Raw genomic sequence first — 16,977 nt, forward strand, 5'->3', positions numbered from 1 at the left:
CGTCGCCCAGATAGCTCAGTCGGTAGAGCAGAGGATTGAAAATCCTCGTGTCGGCGGTTCGACTCCGTCTCTGGGCACCACCTTCAAGCTTCTGGTGGTTGCAAAGTTACCCGAAGCGACAACAAGAAACCCGCCTAGTGCGGGTTTTTTGTTGCCTGTGATTTTTAACTTCAGCGGCTTCGAAGAACACCAGATTTCACAACGCAACCTGAAGGCTCGCCATGCAATCGAGAAACCCGCAGCCATAAGCAGACTGCGGGCCAAACCTTACTCGTCCGACATGGAACGAAGATGATTGAATGCGTCCTCGGTCATGTGCCCCATGTAGGAGATGCTGTGCAACTGAAGGTGGCCGTGTTGCTTGCCTTTTTCGATAATGGCGGCGATGTCAGCCTTTGTAATCCTTTGCTCGTCGCAATCGGCGAAACCGGTTGGATAGTAAACCCTGCCATCGTCCGTGTAGCCGTACAGGGTGACCAGATAAAAGTGCTTCATGACTCCTCCTTTGTAGCGCAAACGTGCGCATCACTCACAGACGCCGAATTGGCGCAGTGACAGGCTGCCAGCCAGCATGGCTGGCAGCAGGAGAGAAGCTACGCAGGGCCCACGGTTCGCATAATCTGGATATGTATCCCACAGACATCTCAAGCTGCAGCGCCCAGGCGCACGGCTTGGGTTTATCGGGCAATTGCGCTTCAATACGCGCACTTTCAGACACACCCAAGGATTTCCCCATGGCCACCCCTACCAAGCAACAGAAACGCGCCAAGCGCGCCGCCAGCAAGGCCAAGCAGAACCGCATGGTACGCAGCGGCCAAGCGGTCAAGGCCAGCGCCGGCGACAGCGCCAGCGTCGAGCAGGTGTACAACAAGGCCATGGAGTCGGGCAGCTACGACGCGATGTTCAACAAGATGAAGGAAGCCCAGGAAGGCGGCCTGGTGCCAATGATCTCGGTGTTCCTGGTGGATCCGCTGCTCGCCCTGGTGCTCAAGGGGCACAAGGAAGAACACGCCACCGACTACATCGTGCTGGTGTTCAACGCCTACCGCAAATGGCTGGACGGCGCTGACGAAGAGACCACCATGGCCTGGCTGGAGAGTGATGAGTTCCAGGACGCCTATATCGCTGCTTCCGAACTCGTGGCCAAGCAACAGCAGAAGCAGTTTGGCTGACAGGGCCATGTAACCCGTTGTGGCCTCCGCGCGGCCCCTGTAGGAGCGGGTTTACCCGCGAATACGATGGCGGCTGCGAAGGTGATTAGCCAGGGAAATTGGCCAGCAGACCCGGCCCTTTCGCGGGTAAACCCGCGCCTACGGGCCTGTGGCGAACCTGCGGGCTTGCCCACGAAAGGGCCATCACAGGCAACAAAAAAAGGCCGCACCCTTCACAGGGCGCGGCCTTCTCATTTCAGCCAGCGCGGATCAGCTGTCCAGCGCCGCCCGCCCGGCAGCCTCGCGCTTGCGGTGCACCAGCAAGCCAGCCGCCACCACACCAATACTCAGCAACGCAGTCGCAATGATCTCCGCACGGTGATCCTCACGCAGCGCCATCACCACCAGAATGGCAACGATGAAGGCAATGGTCGCCCAGGTCAGGCCCGGGAACAGCCACATCTTGAAGGTGATCTTCTCGCCGCGGGCTTCACGCTGGGCGCGCATGCGCAGCTGCGACACAGCAATCACCAGGTACACCAGCAGCGCGATGGCGCCAGAGCTGGCCAGCAGGAACTCGAACACCTGGGCCGGTGCCACAAAGTTGGCGAACACGCAGAGAAACGCAGCCGCGGTGGACAGCAGTACCGCCACGTGCGGGGTCGCCGCCTTGGTGGTGCGCTGGGCGATGGCCGGGGCGTCGCCACGCTTGCTCAGCGAGAACAACATGCGCGAAGAAGTGTACAGCGCCGAGTTCAGGCAGCTGGTCACGGCAATCAGCATAACAATGTCGACGATCAGCTTGGCATTCGGCACACCAATACGGCTCAGCACGGTCTGGTAGGAGCCCGTCTCGGCCAGGGCCGGGTCGTTCCACGGCACCAGGGCCACGACCAGGAAGATCGACACCAGGTAGAACAGGCAGATACGCCAGATTACCGAGTTGGTGGCACGACTGATTTGCTTGCCCGGGTCCTTCGACTCGGCAGCGGCGATGGTGACGATTTCGGTACCCATGAACGAGAACATGGTGGTCAGCATGGCTGCCAGCACTGCGCCCAGGCCGTTGGGCATGAAGCCTTGGGTATCGAACAGGTGGCTGGCACCGCTCACTTGGCTGCTCGGTACAAAGCCGAACAAGGCAGCACAGCCCACGGCGATGAAGCCGATGATCGCCAGCACTTTGAGCAGGGCAAACCAGAACTCGAACTCACCGTAGTTCTTCACGCTGCACAGGTTGGTAAGTGTCAGTGCCAGGGTAATGATGAGGGAGAACGCCCACAGGTCAACCGCCGGGAACCAGGCATGCAGAATGGCCGCGGCGGCGTTGGCCTCCAGCGGAATTACCAACACCCAGAACCACCAGTACAGCCAGCCAATGGTGAAACCGGCCCAGCGCCCGATGGCACGGTCGGCATACGTAGAGAACGAACCGGTGTCAGGCGAGGCGACTGCCATTTCACCCAGCATACGCATGACCAGCACGACCAGCGTACCGGCGGCAGCGTATGCCAGCAGCACGGCAGGGCCGGCAGCTGCGATGGCGTGGCCGGAGCCTACGAACAGGCCGGCACCGATGACGCCAGCAATGGACAGCATGGTCACATGCCGTTGTTTGAGCCCCTGAGCGAGGTCATTGGAATTGTTACCGCTCATTGAAACTACCTTTGTAAGGAGTGGACCACGCCGACTGCGGGTACAGAGCGCGCCAGGGGATGACCCAGGCGTCGCTGCAATCGGCGGTTTCCAACTGGCAATAAGCGCGCCACATGCCGAATACACCCGTCAGAAAATTCTGCAGGCCTTTTAGGATGCGGCTTGGAGGGCTTTCGGCCATTGTATGACCGAAAGGGCATCAAATCATCGGATTACTGAAATACCCACTTACAAATGCACCAAAGGTGCTCCTCGGTAACACCTGTGCACCACCGCAATGCCAAAAAGTGCAACCCATAGGTACAACCTTGTGACATCAACATGGCATTCGTGGGTGAACCCGTTTGCACTGGCAAAAGGTCGGGTTTACCCCTCCGATGGGTCAAAACAGCTTCCATGCGCCGGCCAAAGCTGGCACCATCGCGCCTTTTTTCATCAAGGCTCTGGTGCTGGGCGACACCTTCGCGGACATCTGCGCGACGTTACGCTGTAGCGATGCGACAAACTGCCCCACCAGCGCCCCCAGTCCCCGGCGACCCTGTTGGCCGTCATAATGCCGCTATGCTAGCTTGGCGCACGCCAGGAAGGCCGCCAACAGCTGGGAACGCACCCGAACACATGAGGACCGCACATGGCTCAGGCCACGCCCGCGCTGGAAATCCGCAATTTGCACAAACGCTACGGCGAGCAGGAAATTCTCAAGGGCATTTCGCTGACCGCTCGCGACGGTGACGTGATCTCCATCCTGGGGTCGTCCGGCTCCGGCAAGTCCACCCTGCTGCGCTGCATCAACCTGCTCGAGAACCCGCACCAGGGCGAAATCCTGGTCGCCGGCGAAGCCCTCAAGCTCAAGGCCGCCAAGAATGGCGACCTGATCGCAGCCGACAACCGCCAGATCAATCGCCTGCGCAGCGAAATCGGCTTTGTCTTCCAGAATTTCAACCTGTGGCCGCACATGTCGATCCTCGACAACATCATCGAGGCGCCACGCCGCGTGCTCGGCCAAAGCAAGGCCGAGGCCATCGAAGCCGCCGAAGCGCTGCTGAACAAGGTCGGCATCTACGACAAACGCCACAGCTACCCCGCCCAGCTTTCCGGTGGCCAGCAACAGCGCGCCGCCATTGCCCGTACCCTGGCCATGAAGCCCAAGGTCATCCTGTTCGACGAGCCTACATCGGCACTCGATCCGGAAATGGTCCAGGAAGTGCTTAACGTTATCCGCGCATTGGCCGAAGAAGGCCGTACCATGCTGCTGGTGACGCACGAGATGAGCTTTGCCCGCCATGTGTCCAGTGAAGTCGTCTTCCTGCACCAGGGCCTGGTCGAAGAGCAGGGATCGCCGCAGCAGGTCTTCGAAAACCCGACCTCGGCGCGTTGCAAGCAATTCATGTCCAGCCACCGCTAACGGAGCAATACATGCACACCTACAAGAAGTTTCTCCTGGCAGCTGCTGCCACGCTGGTGATGTCGGCAAACGCCATGGCCGCAGAAAAACTGCGCATGGGCATCGAAGCCGCCTACCCACCGTTCAACAACAAGGATGCCAGCGGTAACGTGGTTGGCTTCGACAAAGACATCGGCGACGCCCTGTGCGCAAAGATGAAAGTCGAGTGCTCGGTCGTTACCTCCGACTGGGACGGCATCATCCCGGCCCTGAACGCCAAGAAGTTCGACTTCCTGGTGTCGTCGCTGTCGATCACCGACGAACGCAAGCAGGCTGTGGACTTCACCGAGCCGTACTACTCCAACAAGCTGCAGTTCATCGCGCCGAAAAACGTCGACTTCAAGACTGACAAAGAGTCGCTGAAAGGCAAGGTCATCGGCACCCAGCGCGCCACCCTGGCCGGCACCTACCTTGAAGACAACTTCAAGGGCGTCGACGTCAAGCTGTACGACACCCAGGAAAACGCCTACCTCGACCTGGTCTCCGGTCGTATCGACGGCATCCTGGCCGACAAGTACGTGCAGTACGAGTGGCTGAAAAGCAAAGACGGCTCGAACTTCGAGTTCAAGGGCGAGCCGGTGATGGACAGCGACAAGATCGGCATTGCCGTGCGCAAAGGTGACACCAAGCTGCGCGACGACCTGAACAAAGCCCTGGCAGAAATCAAAGCCGACGGTACGTACAAGAAAATCAACGACAAGTACTTCCCGTTCAGCATCGAATGATCCGCCCTGACCGGCGCGCCCTTGCGGCGCGCCAGTCCCTAAAATGACCTGCCCATGAATATCGACCTGCACGGATTCGGTCCGGCCATGATGGCCGGCACCCTGATGACCGTAAAACTGGCGCTTTGCGCCTTGCTGCTGGGGCTGGTCCTGGGCCTGCTCGGCGCCCTGGCCAAAACCTCACCGCTCAAGCCCCTGCAATGGCTTGGCGGCTTCTACTCGACCCTGGTTCGCGGCGTGCCCGAACTGCTTTGGGTACTGCTTATCTATTTCGGCACCGTCGGGCTCATGAACAGCCTCGGCGAAGCCCTGAACATGCCGGGCCTTGAGCTAAGCGCCTTCGCCGCGGGCGTGATCGCCCTGGGCCTGTGCTTTGGCGCCTACGCCACCGAAGTGTTCCGTGGCGCTATCCTGGCGATCCCCAAAGGCCACCGCGAAGCTGGCCTGGCGCTGGGCTTGTCCAAGGGCCGCATCCTCTCGCGGATCATCCTGCCGCAGATGTGGCGCATCGCCCTGCCCGGCCTTGGCAACCTGTTCATGATCCTGATGAAGGACACCGCCCTGGTATCGGTAATCGGCCTTGAAGAAATCATGCGCCACTCGCAAATTGGCGTGACCGTGACCAAAGAGCCGTTCACCTTCTACATGGTCGCGGCCTGCATCTACCTGGGCCTGACCGTGCTTGCCATGACCGGTATGCATTTCATGGAAAAACGCGCCGCTCGCGGCTTTGCGAGGGCTGAATAATGAATTGGGAAGTCATCTTCAAATGGCTGCCACGCCTGGCCGAGGGTGCGGTCCTGACCCTGGAGCTGGTGGCCATTGCCGTGGTTGCAGGGTTGATCCTGGCCATCCCGCTGGGCATCGCCCGTTCCTCGCGCCACTGGTACGTGCGCGCGGTGCCGTTCAGCTACATCTTCTTCTTCCGTGGCACGCCGCTGCTGGTGCAGTTGTTCCTGGTCTATTACGGCCTGGCGCAGTTCGATGCGGTGCGCTCCAGTTCGCTGTGGCCGTACCTGCGCGATCCGTTCTGGTGCACGGTGCTGACCATGACCCTGCACACCGCCGCGTACATTGCCGAGATCCTGCGTGGCGCGCTGCAGGCGATTCCTAAAGGTGAGATCGAAGCGGCACGGGCGCTGGGCATGTCGCGTGGCAAAGCGCTGTTCTACATCATGCTGCCACGCGCTGCGCGCATCGGCCTGCCGGCGTACAGCAACGAAGTGATCCTGATGCTCAAGGCCAGTGCCCTGGCCAGTACCGTGACCCTGCTGGAGCTGACCGGCATGGCCCGTACCATCATCGCCCGCACCTACCTGCCGGTGGAGATCTTCTTCGCCGCAGGCGTGTTCTACCTGGTGATCTCGTTCATGCTGGTGCAAGGCTTCAAGCTGCTGGAGCGCTGGTTGCGCGTGGATGCCTGCCAAGGCCGCTGACATCTCCTAGCCTTCTTCGCGGGCACGCCCGCTCCTACAACAGGCCTATGCTGAACCTTCGTAGGAGCGGGTTTACCCGCGAATAGGCCCTCAACCCCAACACACATCCCCATGCCCAGCCCCCTCCACAGCCACCACCTAAGCACCCGCTTCCAGGCCCTCGACCAGTTCCTGATCGAGCACCAACAGCTGTGGAAACCCCGCCCCTTCACCACCCTGCATCTGCCTTGGGAAACCACCCACCCAGAGCTTGCCGCCCACCTGCGCCAATGTTCCCTGGCAGACGCCGAAGCCGACAGCGCCGCTGACCGCTTGCCTGCCCCATTCCCGCAACTGGCCGAACAAGCCCGACAGCTCGCCACGCTCGGCAGCCTTGCGCAAACCAATCTACCGCCTGCCGCCCACCGCCTGGACGTCGCCGTCCCCGGTCGCAAATGGCAACAGATCGAAGCCTTCGCCAGCCACCTGGCCTTCCGCGAGCAGCCCCGGCACTGGCTGGACTGGTGTTCTGGCAAAGGCCACCTCGGCCGTCGCCTGCTGCAACCCGGGCAACACCTGACCTGCCTGGAGTACGACGCCGACCTGGTCGCTGCCGGTCAGGCCCTGAGTGCACACCACCACTTGCAAGCACAGCACGTACATCAGGATGTGATGGCCAGCGACAGCGCTCGCCACCTGGCTGACGATAAAAGCGTGGTTGCCCTGCATGCCTGTGGCGATCTGCATGTACGCCTGATGCAACTGGCCAGCCAGCAAGGTTGCCGGCAACTGGCCATAGCCCCGTGCTGCTACAACCGCATCGCCGCGCAGCAGTACCAGGCGTTGTCCACAGCCGCGCAGGCGTCGAGCCTGCAGCTGTCGCTGGACGACCTGGGCCTGCCCTTGAGCGAAACCGTCACTGCCGGCGCCCGCGTGCGGCGCCAGCGCGACACCTCGATGGCCCGGCGCCTGGGCTTCGACCTGCTGCAACGCCAGCAGCGCCAGAGCGATGAATACCTGCCGACGCCTTCCCTGCCGGTGGCCTGGCTGGAGAAGCCCTTCGAGCAATACTGCCGCGACTTGGCTGAACTGAAGCAATTGCCAGTGAGCGGCGACCCGGACTGGGCAATGCTGGAAGCTGCGGGCTGGCAACGCCTGGCCGAGGTTCGGAACCTGGAGCGCGTACGCAACCTGTTCCGTCGGCCACTGGAGCTGTGGCTGGTACTCGATCGCGCTCTGTTCCTCGAAGAACAAGGCTATGACGTGCGCCTGGGCCTGTTTTGCGATTACCCACTGACCCCGCGCAACCTGCTCATTCTCGCGGAACGCGACGGTTAGCCGCAGCACAACCTGTGGATAAGTCTGTGAACAAGCTTGTGATTACCTGTTGGATCCAAGCGCTATTTCAAGCGCTTGGCTTATTCCTGCTTGCGGCTGCAGCCCAGTAAAAACAGGCGTTTGCGCAAAGACCAGCGGCGTAGCGATCCGGCATGCCTTTCGCTCAGGTCGCCGATGCCACTTGTGCATAAACATTTCTTGTGGTTAGCGCAAGCGGCTTTTGTGGGAGCGGCCTTGCGTCGCGAAAGGGCCGCAAAGCAGCCCCGGCGATTTCAGAGATTGTGCCGAAAACGGGGGCCGCTTTGCGGCCCTTTCGCGACGCAAGGCCGCTCCCACAAATGACCGCGTCAATGCCTAATGCGCCTTACCCTTGGCAATCTCGATATCGTTCATCAGCGCCTTGGCCATGTCGCACAGGTAATCGGCTGCCCCCAGGAATTTATGGTCGTCCTCCATATCCCCCTCGCGCACCAGGTGCTTGATGTAGCCCATCAGGATCGAGACATGCTCGTAGGCCGCGTCGACGGGGACGCCGGGCTCTACGCGTAGCAGATTGAGGGATGGGTTACCGGCTGCGAGGAAGGTTTCCACGCCTGCGGTTGTGATTGGCTCAGAAACATCTTTTTTCATGGCAAATCCTTATTCACGGAAGGAGACTGCCAAAAATCTTTCTCACGGATTTGGGGCGGCAGCCGTACGCAGGGTGAGAAACCGAGTGAATAAGGAAGCCCGGCCAGACCGAGGTCTGCCCACGTACGACCACCATGGCGAGTAGCGCTTATTCAAGTCGGGTTCTCACACCCAGTCGCCAGAGCGACCCGAAAACGGTATCCGTGAGCCACTTCCCCGACAACAGCGTTACTTCGGCGGCGCGCGTAGGATACTTCCGAAGCATCCAAACCCTGAAGCTTTTGACCCCATGGTTCAGAATTCCCTTACACAGATAACCCGGCTTACCCGCCCCCTTGTAGGAGCGGGTTCACCCGCGAAGAGGCCATACCAGACAACACAAGGCTAATGCTCCACCCCCGCAACGGTGTATCATCCGCCCCCCAAATCATTAAAAAGTGACGTCGCGCGCTGCCCGCCAGCCCCGCGACCTTCTGGCGTTGCGCCAGAACCGACAATGGACCACCGGACCTGAGCATCGTGACCCGAGCCAACCCCCTCGCCCTGCTGACCTTCGCCCTGGCCCTGACCGGCTGTGCCGGCGGCACCCCGCCCCAACCCAACAGCAACTTGGGCTGGAACCACCCCGGCATGCAGCTGGGCGGCGACAACGGCCTGCCCCTGCGCACAGAAGCCCCATGTCGCAAGCGCGGCTGCGACAACGACAAGCTGTTTTTCAACCCGGGTAAAAACGAGCCTAGCGTCACCACCATGCACCGCGGCTGGTAGGAAAATTCTTCTTTTGGGCCGGTGACTTAGGTCTTTTGCGAACATTCGCAAGGAAGTGGTTTACAGGCGCCAAACGATCGCTATAATGACGCCCCATTGCCGGTATAGCTCAGATGGTAGAGCAACTGACTTGTAATCAGTAGGTCCCGGGTTCGATTCCTGGTGCCGGCACCATTCAAGGTTCCATAGAAAGCTTTCAAAATCTCTGGAACCCCCGAAAAACCCGCCTTCTGGCGGGTTTTTTCGTTTTGGCGTTCCGTCGGATTCCGAGGGTAGCCAGCGCTAATAAGGGTACTTTTAAGGATACCTACCAATTCGACATTGGAAAGTACCCTTATGGCTCGCACAACGGCTCCCCTTACCGACAACGCCTGCCGCACTGCAAAGGCTCGCGAACGTGAGTACAAGCTTTTTGACGGCGATGGCCTTTACCTGCTCGTGAAGCCCAACGGTCGCAAAGGCTGGCGGCTAAGGTACGTGAAGCCCGATGGTCGCGAGGGCCTGACCTCGCTCGGCAATTACCCGGTGGTCGGGCTGGCTGACGCTCGCCACAAGCGCTTCGAGCTCAAACAGCAGCTCGCCAACGGCATTGACCCCATCCAATCCAAGCAGCAGGCCAAGGTGCAAGCCGTAATCAATGGCCGTACCTTCGAAAGCGTTGCGCTCGATTGGTATGCCGGGATGGTGCCCAAGTGGGCGCCGGGCCACGCCAAGACTGTACTCAGCCGGTTGAAGACTCATGTATTCCCTTTGCTCGGTGCCAGGGCAATCGTCGAGCTCGATACCCACGACCTCATGCAGCCTCTAGAAGCCGTGACGAAACGCGGCACCATCGACGTGGCGCTTAGGATCAAGAACTACCTTCAAAGCATCATGCGCGAAGCCAAACGGCTGCGGCTGATTACCGCGAACCCGGCTCACGACCTCGACGGCTCAATCAGAGCACCACGGGTTACACATCGACCCGCACTACCCTTATCGCGGCTGCCAGAGCTGCAAGCACGCATCGACGACTACAAAGGTCGTCCACTCACACGCCTTACCGTGATGCTGTCGCTGCATGTGTTCGTACGCTCTAGTGAGCTGCGCTTCGCTCGCTGGAACGAGTTCGACCTCAATCGCGGCATATGGGAGATCCCCGACACTCGCCCGGCGCTCGACGGCGTACCGTTTTCCACAAGGGGTACGAAAATGGCCGGAGACATTCACGTTGTACCCTTATCGCCGCAAGCAGTGGCCTTGCTTGAGCAGATCCACGCGATCACCGGCAAGTTCGACCTGGTGTTCGCGGGAGATGCCAAGCCATGGAAACCGATGTCCGAGAACACGGTGAATGCCGCACTCAGGACGATGGGCTACGACACCAAGGTGGATATCTGCGGCCACGGATTCCGAGCCATGGCGTGTAGTGCGCTGGTCGAGTCCGGGCTTTGGTCGGAGACGGCTATCGAGCGGCAGATGAGCCACAAGGAACGCAACAACGTGCGGGCCGCTTATACCCATAAGGCCGAGTTCCTCGAAGAGCGCCGGATGATCATGACCTGGTGGAGCCGGTTTCTGGAGGCGAACCGCGAGGACCATGTGACGCCGCATGAGTTTGCCAAGCAAACGGGCGAGAACGTCACGCGGCTTCGCAGTGCCAAGAGGACCGAGTAACCCGCCGCACCACCACCTCAACTCCCTGTGAAGTTACCCACAGCACCGCATGAAGCTCCTCCTCGCGGGTCCTTTCAAACGGGGCTGCAAAGCCGCCCCGTTTGAAAGGACCATACCTAAGAAAAAAACTGCTGGCACAGCTGACGTCTGTGGAAAACCACTGATGTCCACCGGGGGATAGTTTTATCCACAGGCGCTAAATCCCTGATATCGCGCTGCTTGACGAATATTGTCCACAAGCGTAGACCGGGAGTCGCAAGAGCTGTCGATGACAGCACCCCAGGTGACCCGAACCTTGGAGGTCACGCCGCTCCCGCGGTGGTTCACCCGCAAGTACGATTCGCGTCCGGCAGCTCGTACGGTCACTACCCATGTGATGGATGCCAACTCAATATCGTTGCCCCTGCGGCAACCACCCTACCCATCTGCTCAGCAGCAACCTATCCGCTTGGCCATTTCGCGTGCGCCAACCTGCGCCCGTCTCTTTCACTGGAAAGAGACGGGCGCGTCTAACACTGCTGCAGCCCTCATCGCATTTGGCTTTGCGGCAACTTCACTCGTGACAATCGGCGTGACAAACGCCGATGTCACCAGCAACAGCGATGTAGATGATGGTGCCGCAGACCAAGGAATGGACTGCACCTGACTGACAGTCAGGCATGCCCCGGTCATCGTATCGCTGCGTTCACCCGGCTCAGGATCTCGCGGCACTGGTCTCGTCAGCCAATGCAGCCTCTACCCGCCCACCGGTAACGGTGCTCAGGAGGCCAGATCATGAGATGCCCTTGCTCCCGGACGTAAGGAGCCGCCAGTCCCGCGTAAGAGGACATCCCCACAGGTCGCAGGGGCCTTGATCCCTGATAACACTCAACATTCTTGGCGGGATGACGTGGGGCGAGGATCGAAGAGCGGACGATGAGGTGACCGACATGGCATTGGTGGGTAAACGCGATGGCCGTAATTTCGGCTACGGCAGGCAACTGAGCTACGCAGGTCCGCAAGCGCTGAAAGACATGTTCGGCGGCGGCCACTACGGCACGGTCAAGGCACACTGTGATCGGTGGCAGGCATTCGTGAAATGGTGCCGCTCCGAACAGGGGCCCGGTATCAATGATGCGCGGCAGATTAATCGAAAGGTGTTGGCCGACTACGCGGCGTATCTGCGCGACACGGTTAGGCGCGGTGATCTCGCCGTCAGCACCGCACAAAACCGCCTATCCAGCGTTAACAGAACTATGGCAGCGCTTCGCGGTGATCAGTACGTGAAATTGCCTAGTCCGAGCATGGCATTGGGTATGCAGCGTAGCGGGGTTCGTCAATTGGCCCCACAAGGCCAGGACCGCGAACAGGTTGAGAAAATCGTTGATGCGCTTTGCCGCCATGATCAGCAGCGGGCCGCCGCGATCGTTCTGTTGGCGCAAGCCACCGGCATGCGCTTGCGTGAGACCATCTTGGCTGACCTGCCACGGCTGAGCCGTGAGGCTAACGAATTTGGCAGGATCAACATTCAGGATGGCACCAAAGGCGGTCGCTCCGGAGCCTCGGCGCCGCGATGGATTACAGTGGACGATCATGTTCGCGAGGCGCTTGAGTTTGCACGGCAGGTATCGCCTATGGGTAGCCGCAATCTGATTGCGCGACACGAAAGCTACCTGACATTTCTGCAAGAAATCATCCACCCTGCGCGGGTCATCCTTCATGCACACAACCTCAAGGGCTTCCATGAGCTACGAGCGGCGTACGCATGTGAGCGCTATGAGCAGATCACCCAATACCCCGCGCCAATCAACGGCGGCCAATGTTGCCAGGTAGATAGGAACCTTGATCTTGATGCCCGGTGGCAAATCAGCTGCGAACTGGGGCACGGGCGGATCGACGTGGTCGCCGCCTACATTGGTGGTCGGGGATGAGTAAACCATTCGATATGGAGCTGTTTTTAGCTGGCGTTCTGACCGGCTCACACGCAACGCGGCAACGCCACCTTCGCCAGGCCAAAATCATTCAAGCTGAAATTGCAGAACGCTGGCAGAGAGAAACACCGTGGGGTTGGCAGAAAAAGCACGTGGACTGGTTTCTCGAACATTGCATTAGCCGGCGGAGTGAGGCGACACGGTACTATTACGTGTTAACAATCCGACTGATCACGCGGCGCTTAGAAACGTCATGGGCATTCAAGCGCTGAATGGGATATGGTCCTAGTGGTCTGGACGAACAGTGATCGACTAAAAACGGCCATTGGATCAATAAAGAATTACAAAACGTTCGTAGAAATAGAAAAAACATCTTTACGCAAAATCTGTCACTGGAGCGTAGCCTTGCTCGAAAATCGGGTAAAATCGCTTATTAGCCATACTTAGCACACACCATAGAAAAATATGGAAGGTTAACCTTAACTATGGATCAGTCCTTCTCGATAAAAAATCTTAATAAGCTACTAAAGGCTGATAGAGAAAAGGGTGGGGATTTAGAAGAGCGGTATATCCCAAGCGCTTTCGCTATAAGAGTAAAACTCTACAAGCTGAACAAGCTAAGATCATTTGCACGCTACCGCTTACGCACGGGGAAAACTACTCTCGCATTCTACGAAAAACGCATGTCACGATTGACTACTGTTATAGAAAAACGCAAGTCTCAGCATGTAGCTTTGATTGAGTCTGAGTTGGAGAGGGTTAGCAAAGCAGTTAGCAGCAAAGACTTCAGAATAAACATCACGCTTCTACCGGCCCCGGTTGGAGGTAAAAATGTTTACGGCGCAGGGAATTGCTTAGATCAAATACTCGCGATGAGGTTTGTTCAACAAGCGCTAAAGACTTTATATGAGCTTCGTATGCCTCCGCGTGACATTCTAGTCAGCCAAATAAAATCACTGGCTTTAGATGGCGTACCCAAGTACATCATTAGATCAGATGTAGAATCATTTTATGAGTCTGTAAGGCATAAGGAGCTGCTCGATGGAATTCACCAAGCTCCTGAGCTATCGGTGCTAATTAAAAGAATTCTAACACGACTCATGAAAGATTATGTCGTTGTATCTGGGGACGTGAACGGACTACCGCGCGGCATAGGTATAAGTGCGTATCTATCCGAGATATATCTCTCAAGCATTGATGCCGAAATCAAACGACAAGAAGATATATTTTATTATGCAAGATACGTTGACGATATGGTTCTCATGTATGCCCCCCAGCGAAAAGAACTCGCAGATCAGTACCTACCTACTCTCAGTAAGATACTTGATGCAAAGGGACTGAAATTTAACGCCAAAACAAAAGTTATTGATTTACTGGTTGAGCAAAAAGGTAAATTTGACTACCTCGGATATACATTTGATGTTTCTAAGAGCAGTCCAGGCGTAAGACTGAGCCAAAGAAAATTTGACAAATATAAATCACGTATCGACAAAGCATTTTCCGACTATGCTTCAAAATCTTTATTTATCCCCAAGAAATCTGAGCAAGAACTAATGCTCAGATGTCTGTTCTTAACCGGAAACATGCGCTTATTCAATAGAAAAAGCAACGCATTCATTGGAGTCTACTTTAGTAACAAGTTCATAACTGAGACCACTCAGCTTTCTGGGCTTGATAACTATTACATCAATAAAATCAAGAGCATTACCAGCCCATCACTATCGAGAAAGCTCTCGAAACTATCTTTCGCGCAAGGTTTCAAAGACAAATTGTTTAGAAATTTTGACCCAAAACAGCTTTCAGAGCTTTCGCGAGGTTGGAAGCATGTCTAGAAAAAAAGCACTATCCATAAATTTCCCAATAGAGCGAGTTGTATTATCAGATGTACTTCCATACGAAGTGCCTATAGTTTTCTCAAATAGATACTTCTACAGATTCTTATGCGAACACAACATAAAAATCAATGGAAATACAATCTCATGGACTACAAAAGATGAAGTGCTAGACAATCTTGTAAGAATGATTCTTGGCATTCAACCAAGTAAAGTTATCAAGCATGTCGCCGAGGACAGCGAATCTAAATCTCTAATTATTCTGGAAAAAACGGATTTCGTCCACACTGTCCCTTTCATTTTTTCGACGACACATAAGCAGGACCAGTTAAGACAATTGTCGCTAATGCACCCCAAAGGTCAAGTGCTCGTAGTAGATTTCTATGATCAATATAAAGACCTGATGATTTATTACACTGGCAAAAGTGAGTTCAGCCTGCGATCACCCAAGAGAGTTGCTGGATGTACGTATATAGATTATCGCTCGCAAATAGAGAGGCAAGATAAATCTGATGCTTTGGTAGAAGTAGACGGCGAAAACTATGAGAATTTAAAATCGTTTTTTGTATATGAACGATTTAGCAATGTTTTTAAGTTTTACGAATCGAGGGAACACCTGCGTAGCGAGCGCGACTTCAAGAACCTTACAAAGTTTGACGTGTCAGGTTGTTTTGATAGCATTTACACGCACTCCCTAGCGTGGGCAATATATGGAAAGGACTTCGCAAAGCAAAACCTTAAAACCATACTAGGCTCATTTGCGGGGAAATTTGACTCGCTGATGCAAAAGTTGAATCATAACGAAACAAACGGAATTTTGATCGGCCCTGAAGTTTCAAGGATTTTCGCGGAAATAATACTCCAAGCTGTTGATACTGAAATCTCTGGAAAACTACTTGAAAAAGGATATGTACACAATTCAGACTTCAAGATTTATCGATATGTAGATGACTATTTTGTCTTTTACAATAACGAAGAAGTCTGCCATCAGATAAAAATGATATTGCAAGAAAGCCTGAAGCTATACAAGCTATCATTAAACAAGGGCAAAGAAGAAACACTACAGCGCCCTATAATTACGCCTATATCCATCGCAAAGAAGCGTATCTCTGATCTTTTTGATCGTACGTTAGCTTATGAAATTTCTTCAGAAATCAAGGATGGGGAGAAACTTCCAAGGGGAGAAATTTACATTGGAAGATCTTCATTAATCACGGACTTTAAGTCAATTCTGACGACCTCAGGTGTTAATTACGGGGAAATATTAAATTATTCTCTTTCCGTGGTAGAGCGCAAAGTAGGCTCCTTAATTGAAGGTTATAAGAAGATAGAAAATCTTAGCGGAACCGACAAGAGCTTTTCAAAGTCAATAGAAGCCCTCCTAGGCTTTGTCTTTTTTATCTATGCCGTGTCGCCAAAAGTAAACACAACCATTAAACTTTGCCGTATCTGTCAACGTATTTTGTCGTTTTATAAGTCTGACCCAATCGGCTTAAGTTATGAGGCATCAATCTCACAGGTAATTTATGAGAGATGCCGAAGCATAATGGATCACAACTCCGATGGAAAAAGCGCAAAAATCGAGACAATGTATTTGCTGGTGTTAATGCGTCAACTTGGAAAAAATTATCGCATAGATGAAAAAGTTCTTGGACACAGCTTTGGTTTTGACTTTTCAAATGGGCAGTTTCAAACAAAATCCAGCCTTGACTATTTCTCTATAGTCACTCTCTTTTTCTACATAGAAAGAAAGACCCGTTACTTGCTGTTAAGGACTGCTTTGGAAAAGCATATACTAGAGAGATTCAGATTGAAGCAAGATTCGTTGATCGGGGATTCTGAAATGGTTCATATGGCGCTGGACCTTATAGCGTGTCCTTTCGTGAGTAATGAAACTAAAATCAAAGTCTTGGAACACTATTGCTTGCCAAAAAATTATCTGCTAAGAATCCAAAAATATAGCGAGTACTGGTTCACAAAATGGGGCGATTTTGATTTCTCTAAGGAGCTAGACGCTAAGGTCAGTCAGGAAGTATACTGATTCCGATGCTTCACGCACATAGAAGACCGTTTGCGGTCGCACACACCAGCATCACGGCAAGGTTGTTCTATGCACGAAAGCTTTGCCTCGTTGAATCCTCGTGAGTTCTCCGGTCTTGACTCCTTCACTTTCCTCTTAGCTTAAGGCCTACCAGGAAAGTGAAGGATGCTCGATTATCTCGTTTTTTGATGACCTACTCCCAGCCGATAGGAGCCTGTGGACAGTCCAAGGCTTGATTGACTAGCTATCGCCTAGAGTAAAGCTCCAGCAGTACCCCTCTCTACCCGTTCGATACGTGCTTCCGCACACAAAGGAGTGAAGGCGCGAATTCTAAAGGGTATTTTTAGAGATACAAAATCTTGAGTCGAACTATAAAACTCATGAAAATCATATAGTTAAATACTTATTTGA

15 protein-coding genes and 2 tRNA genes are annotated in these 16,977 nt (G+C 55.2%); 14 read left to right on the plus strand and 3 right to left on the minus strand.

The window, feature by feature from the left end:
* The first annotated feature begins 4 nt into the window (after positions 1–4).
* Positions 5–80 (plus strand) — tRNA-Phe (locus tag AA098_RS26175).
* Between the two features lie 187 nt (positions 81–267).
* Here the strand turns inward: AA098_RS26175 and AA098_RS26180 are convergent.
* Positions 268–495: a hypothetical protein gene (locus AA098_RS26180; protein ID WP_003255743.1), complete on the minus strand. Its 228-nt coding sequence runs from the start codon at positions 493–495 to the stop codon at positions 268–270.
* Positions 496–734: 239 nt separating this feature from the next.
* On the opposite strand from AA098_RS26180, the gene AA098_RS26185 reads away from it, so the two are divergent.
* Positions 735–1,172 (plus strand): hypothetical protein, encoded by a 438-nt coding sequence (locus tag AA098_RS26185; protein WP_003255744.1) that lies wholly within the window; start codon positions 735–737, stop codon positions 1,170–1,172.
* A gap of 249 nt (positions 1,173–1,421) precedes the next feature.
* Here the strand turns inward: AA098_RS26185 and gabP are convergent, their stop codons facing one another.
* Positions 1,422–2,807 (minus strand): GABA permease, encoded by a 1,386-nt coding sequence (gene gabP, locus AA098_RS26190; RefSeq protein WP_064615103.1) that lies wholly within the window; start codon positions 2,805–2,807, stop codon positions 1,422–1,424.
* 631 nt (positions 2,808–3,438) lie between these two features.
* Between gabP and AA098_RS26195 the strand changes: the two genes are divergently transcribed.
* From AA098_RS26195 to AA098_RS26215, 5 genes are all read left to right on the plus strand, one after another.
* Positions 3,439–4,212 carry an ABC transporter ATP-binding protein gene (locus tag AA098_RS26195; RefSeq protein WP_003255746.1) on the plus strand — a complete coding sequence of 258 codons (774 nt, stop codon included), beginning with the start codon at positions 3,439–3,441 and terminating at the stop codon, positions 4,210–4,212.
* Positions 4,213–4,223: 11 nt separating this feature from the next.
* Entirely contained in the window at positions 4,224–4,976 is a 753-nt protein-coding gene (locus AA098_RS26200; protein WP_003255747.1) for an ABC transporter substrate-binding protein, read from the plus strand.
* 54 nt (positions 4,977–5,030) lie between these two features.
* Positions 5,031–5,723 (plus strand): ABC transporter permease, encoded by a 693-nt coding sequence (locus AA098_RS26205; protein WP_003255749.1) that lies wholly within the window; start codon positions 5,031–5,033, stop codon positions 5,721–5,723.
* Complete coding sequence (locus AA098_RS26210; protein ID WP_019439073.1) at positions 5,723–6,412, plus strand: ABC transporter permease; 690 nt, start codon at positions 5,723–5,725, stop codon at positions 6,410–6,412. Before AA098_RS26205 ends, AA098_RS26210 begins: the two co-directional genes overlap by 1 nt.
* 111 nt (positions 6,413–6,523) lie before the next feature.
* On the plus strand, positions 6,524–7,729 hold the full coding sequence (locus tag AA098_RS26215; RefSeq protein WP_064615104.1) for an adenovirus L4-33K/L4-22K family protein: 1,206 nt from the start codon (positions 6,524–6,526) through the stop codon (positions 7,727–7,729).
* A 354-nt stretch (positions 7,730–8,083) separates the two neighbouring features.
* Here the strand turns inward: AA098_RS26215 and AA098_RS26220 are convergent, their stop codons facing one another.
* Positions 8,084–8,359 (minus strand): DUF3077 domain-containing protein, encoded by a 276-nt coding sequence (locus tag AA098_RS26220; protein ID WP_019439071.1) that lies wholly within the window; start codon positions 8,357–8,359, stop codon positions 8,084–8,086.
* 519 nt (positions 8,360–8,878) lie between these two features.
* Here AA098_RS26220 and AA098_RS26225 point away from each other — a divergent pair.
* The 7 genes from AA098_RS26225 to drt3b all read left to right on the plus strand — a co-directional run bounded on the left by AA098_RS26225 (position 8,879) and on the right by drt3b (position 16,566).
* Entirely contained in the window at positions 8,879–9,127 is a 249-nt protein-coding gene (locus tag AA098_RS26225; RefSeq protein WP_003255757.1) for a hypothetical protein, read from the plus strand.
* A 98-nt stretch (positions 9,128–9,225) separates the two neighbouring features.
* Positions 9,226–9,301, plus strand: a tRNA-Thr gene (locus tag AA098_RS26230).
* 162 nt (positions 9,302–9,463) lie between these two features.
* On the plus strand, positions 9,464–10,783 hold the full coding sequence (locus AA098_RS26235) for an integrase arm-type DNA-binding domain-containing protein (protein WP_064615105.1): 1,320 nt from the start codon (positions 9,464–9,466) through the stop codon (positions 10,781–10,783).
* Between the two features lie 929 nt (positions 10,784–11,712).
* Complete coding sequence (locus AA098_RS26245; protein ID WP_064615271.1) at positions 11,713–12,693, plus strand: integrase domain-containing protein; 981 nt, start codon at positions 11,713–11,715, stop codon at positions 12,691–12,693.
* Positions 12,690–12,965, plus strand: coding sequence for a hypothetical protein (locus AA098_RS29005; protein WP_082916932.1), 276 nt, complete (start codon positions 12,690–12,692; stop codon positions 12,963–12,965). Before AA098_RS26245 ends, AA098_RS29005 begins: the two co-directional genes overlap by 4 nt.
* Before the next feature lie 213 nt (positions 12,966–13,178).
* The gene (gene drt3a, locus AA098_RS26250) at positions 13,179–14,525 is read left to right on the plus strand and encodes an antiviral reverse transcriptase Drt3a (RefSeq protein ID WP_064615106.1); all 1,347 of its coding nucleotides are present in this window, start codon (positions 13,179–13,181) and stop codon (positions 14,523–14,525) included.
* Positions 14,518–16,566 (plus strand): antiviral reverse transcriptase Drt3b, encoded by a 2,049-nt coding sequence (drt3b, locus tag AA098_RS26255; protein ID WP_064615107.1) that lies wholly within the window; start codon positions 14,518–14,520, stop codon positions 16,564–16,566. The genes drt3a and drt3b overlap by 8 nt, the downstream gene beginning before the upstream one ends.
* Positions 16,567–16,977: the final 411 nt, after the last annotated feature.

Source organism: Pseudomonas sp. JY-Q, assembly GCF_001655295.1.
In the GTDB taxonomy this organism is placed as follows: domain Bacteria; phylum Pseudomonadota; class Gammaproteobacteria; order Pseudomonadales; family Pseudomonadaceae; genus Aquipseudomonas; species Aquipseudomonas alloputida.

Excerpts from the sequence above, each read along its gene's own strand:
- AA098_RS26180 (WP_003255743.1), bottom strand. The coding sequence starts at position 495 with ATGAAGCACTTTTATCTGGTCACCCTGTACGGCTACACGGACGATGGC.
- AA098_RS26185 (WP_003255744.1), top strand. The coding sequence starts at position 735 with ATGGCCACCCCTACCAAGCAACAGAAACGCGCCAAGCGCGCCGCCAGC.
- gabP (WP_064615103.1), bottom strand. The coding sequence starts at position 2,807 with ATGAGCGGTAACAATTCCAATGACCTCGCTCAGGGGCTCAAACAACGG.
- AA098_RS26195 (WP_003255746.1), top strand. The coding sequence starts at position 3,439 with ATGGCTCAGGCCACGCCCGCGCTGGAAATCCGCAATTTGCACAAACGC.
- AA098_RS26200 (WP_003255747.1), top strand. The coding sequence starts at position 4,224 with ATGCACACCTACAAGAAGTTTCTCCTGGCAGCTGCTGCCACGCTGGTG.
- AA098_RS26205 (WP_003255749.1), top strand. The coding sequence starts at position 5,031 with ATGAATATCGACCTGCACGGATTCGGTCCGGCCATGATGGCCGGCACC.
- AA098_RS26210 (WP_019439073.1), top strand. The coding sequence starts at position 5,723 with ATGAATTGGGAAGTCATCTTCAAATGGCTGCCACGCCTGGCCGAGGGT.
- AA098_RS26215 (WP_064615104.1), top strand. The coding sequence starts at position 6,524 with ATGCCCAGCCCCCTCCACAGCCACCACCTAAGCACCCGCTTCCAGGCC.
- AA098_RS26220 (WP_019439071.1), bottom strand. The coding sequence starts at position 8,359 with ATGAAAAAAGATGTTTCTGAGCCAATCACAACCGCAGGCGTGGAAACC.
- AA098_RS26235 (WP_064615105.1), top strand. The coding sequence starts at position 9,464 with ATGGCTCGCACAACGGCTCCCCTTACCGACAACGCCTGCCGCACTGCA.
- AA098_RS26245 (WP_064615271.1), top strand. The coding sequence starts at position 11,713 with ATGGCATTGGTGGGTAAACGCGATGGCCGTAATTTCGGCTACGGCAGG.
- AA098_RS29005 (WP_082916932.1), top strand. The coding sequence starts at position 12,690 with ATGAGTAAACCATTCGATATGGAGCTGTTTTTAGCTGGCGTTCTGACC.
- drt3a (WP_064615106.1), top strand. The coding sequence starts at position 13,179 with ATGGATCAGTCCTTCTCGATAAAAAATCTTAATAAGCTACTAAAGGCT.
- drt3b (WP_064615107.1), top strand. The coding sequence starts at position 14,518 with ATGTCTAGAAAAAAAGCACTATCCATAAATTTCCCAATAGAGCGAGTT.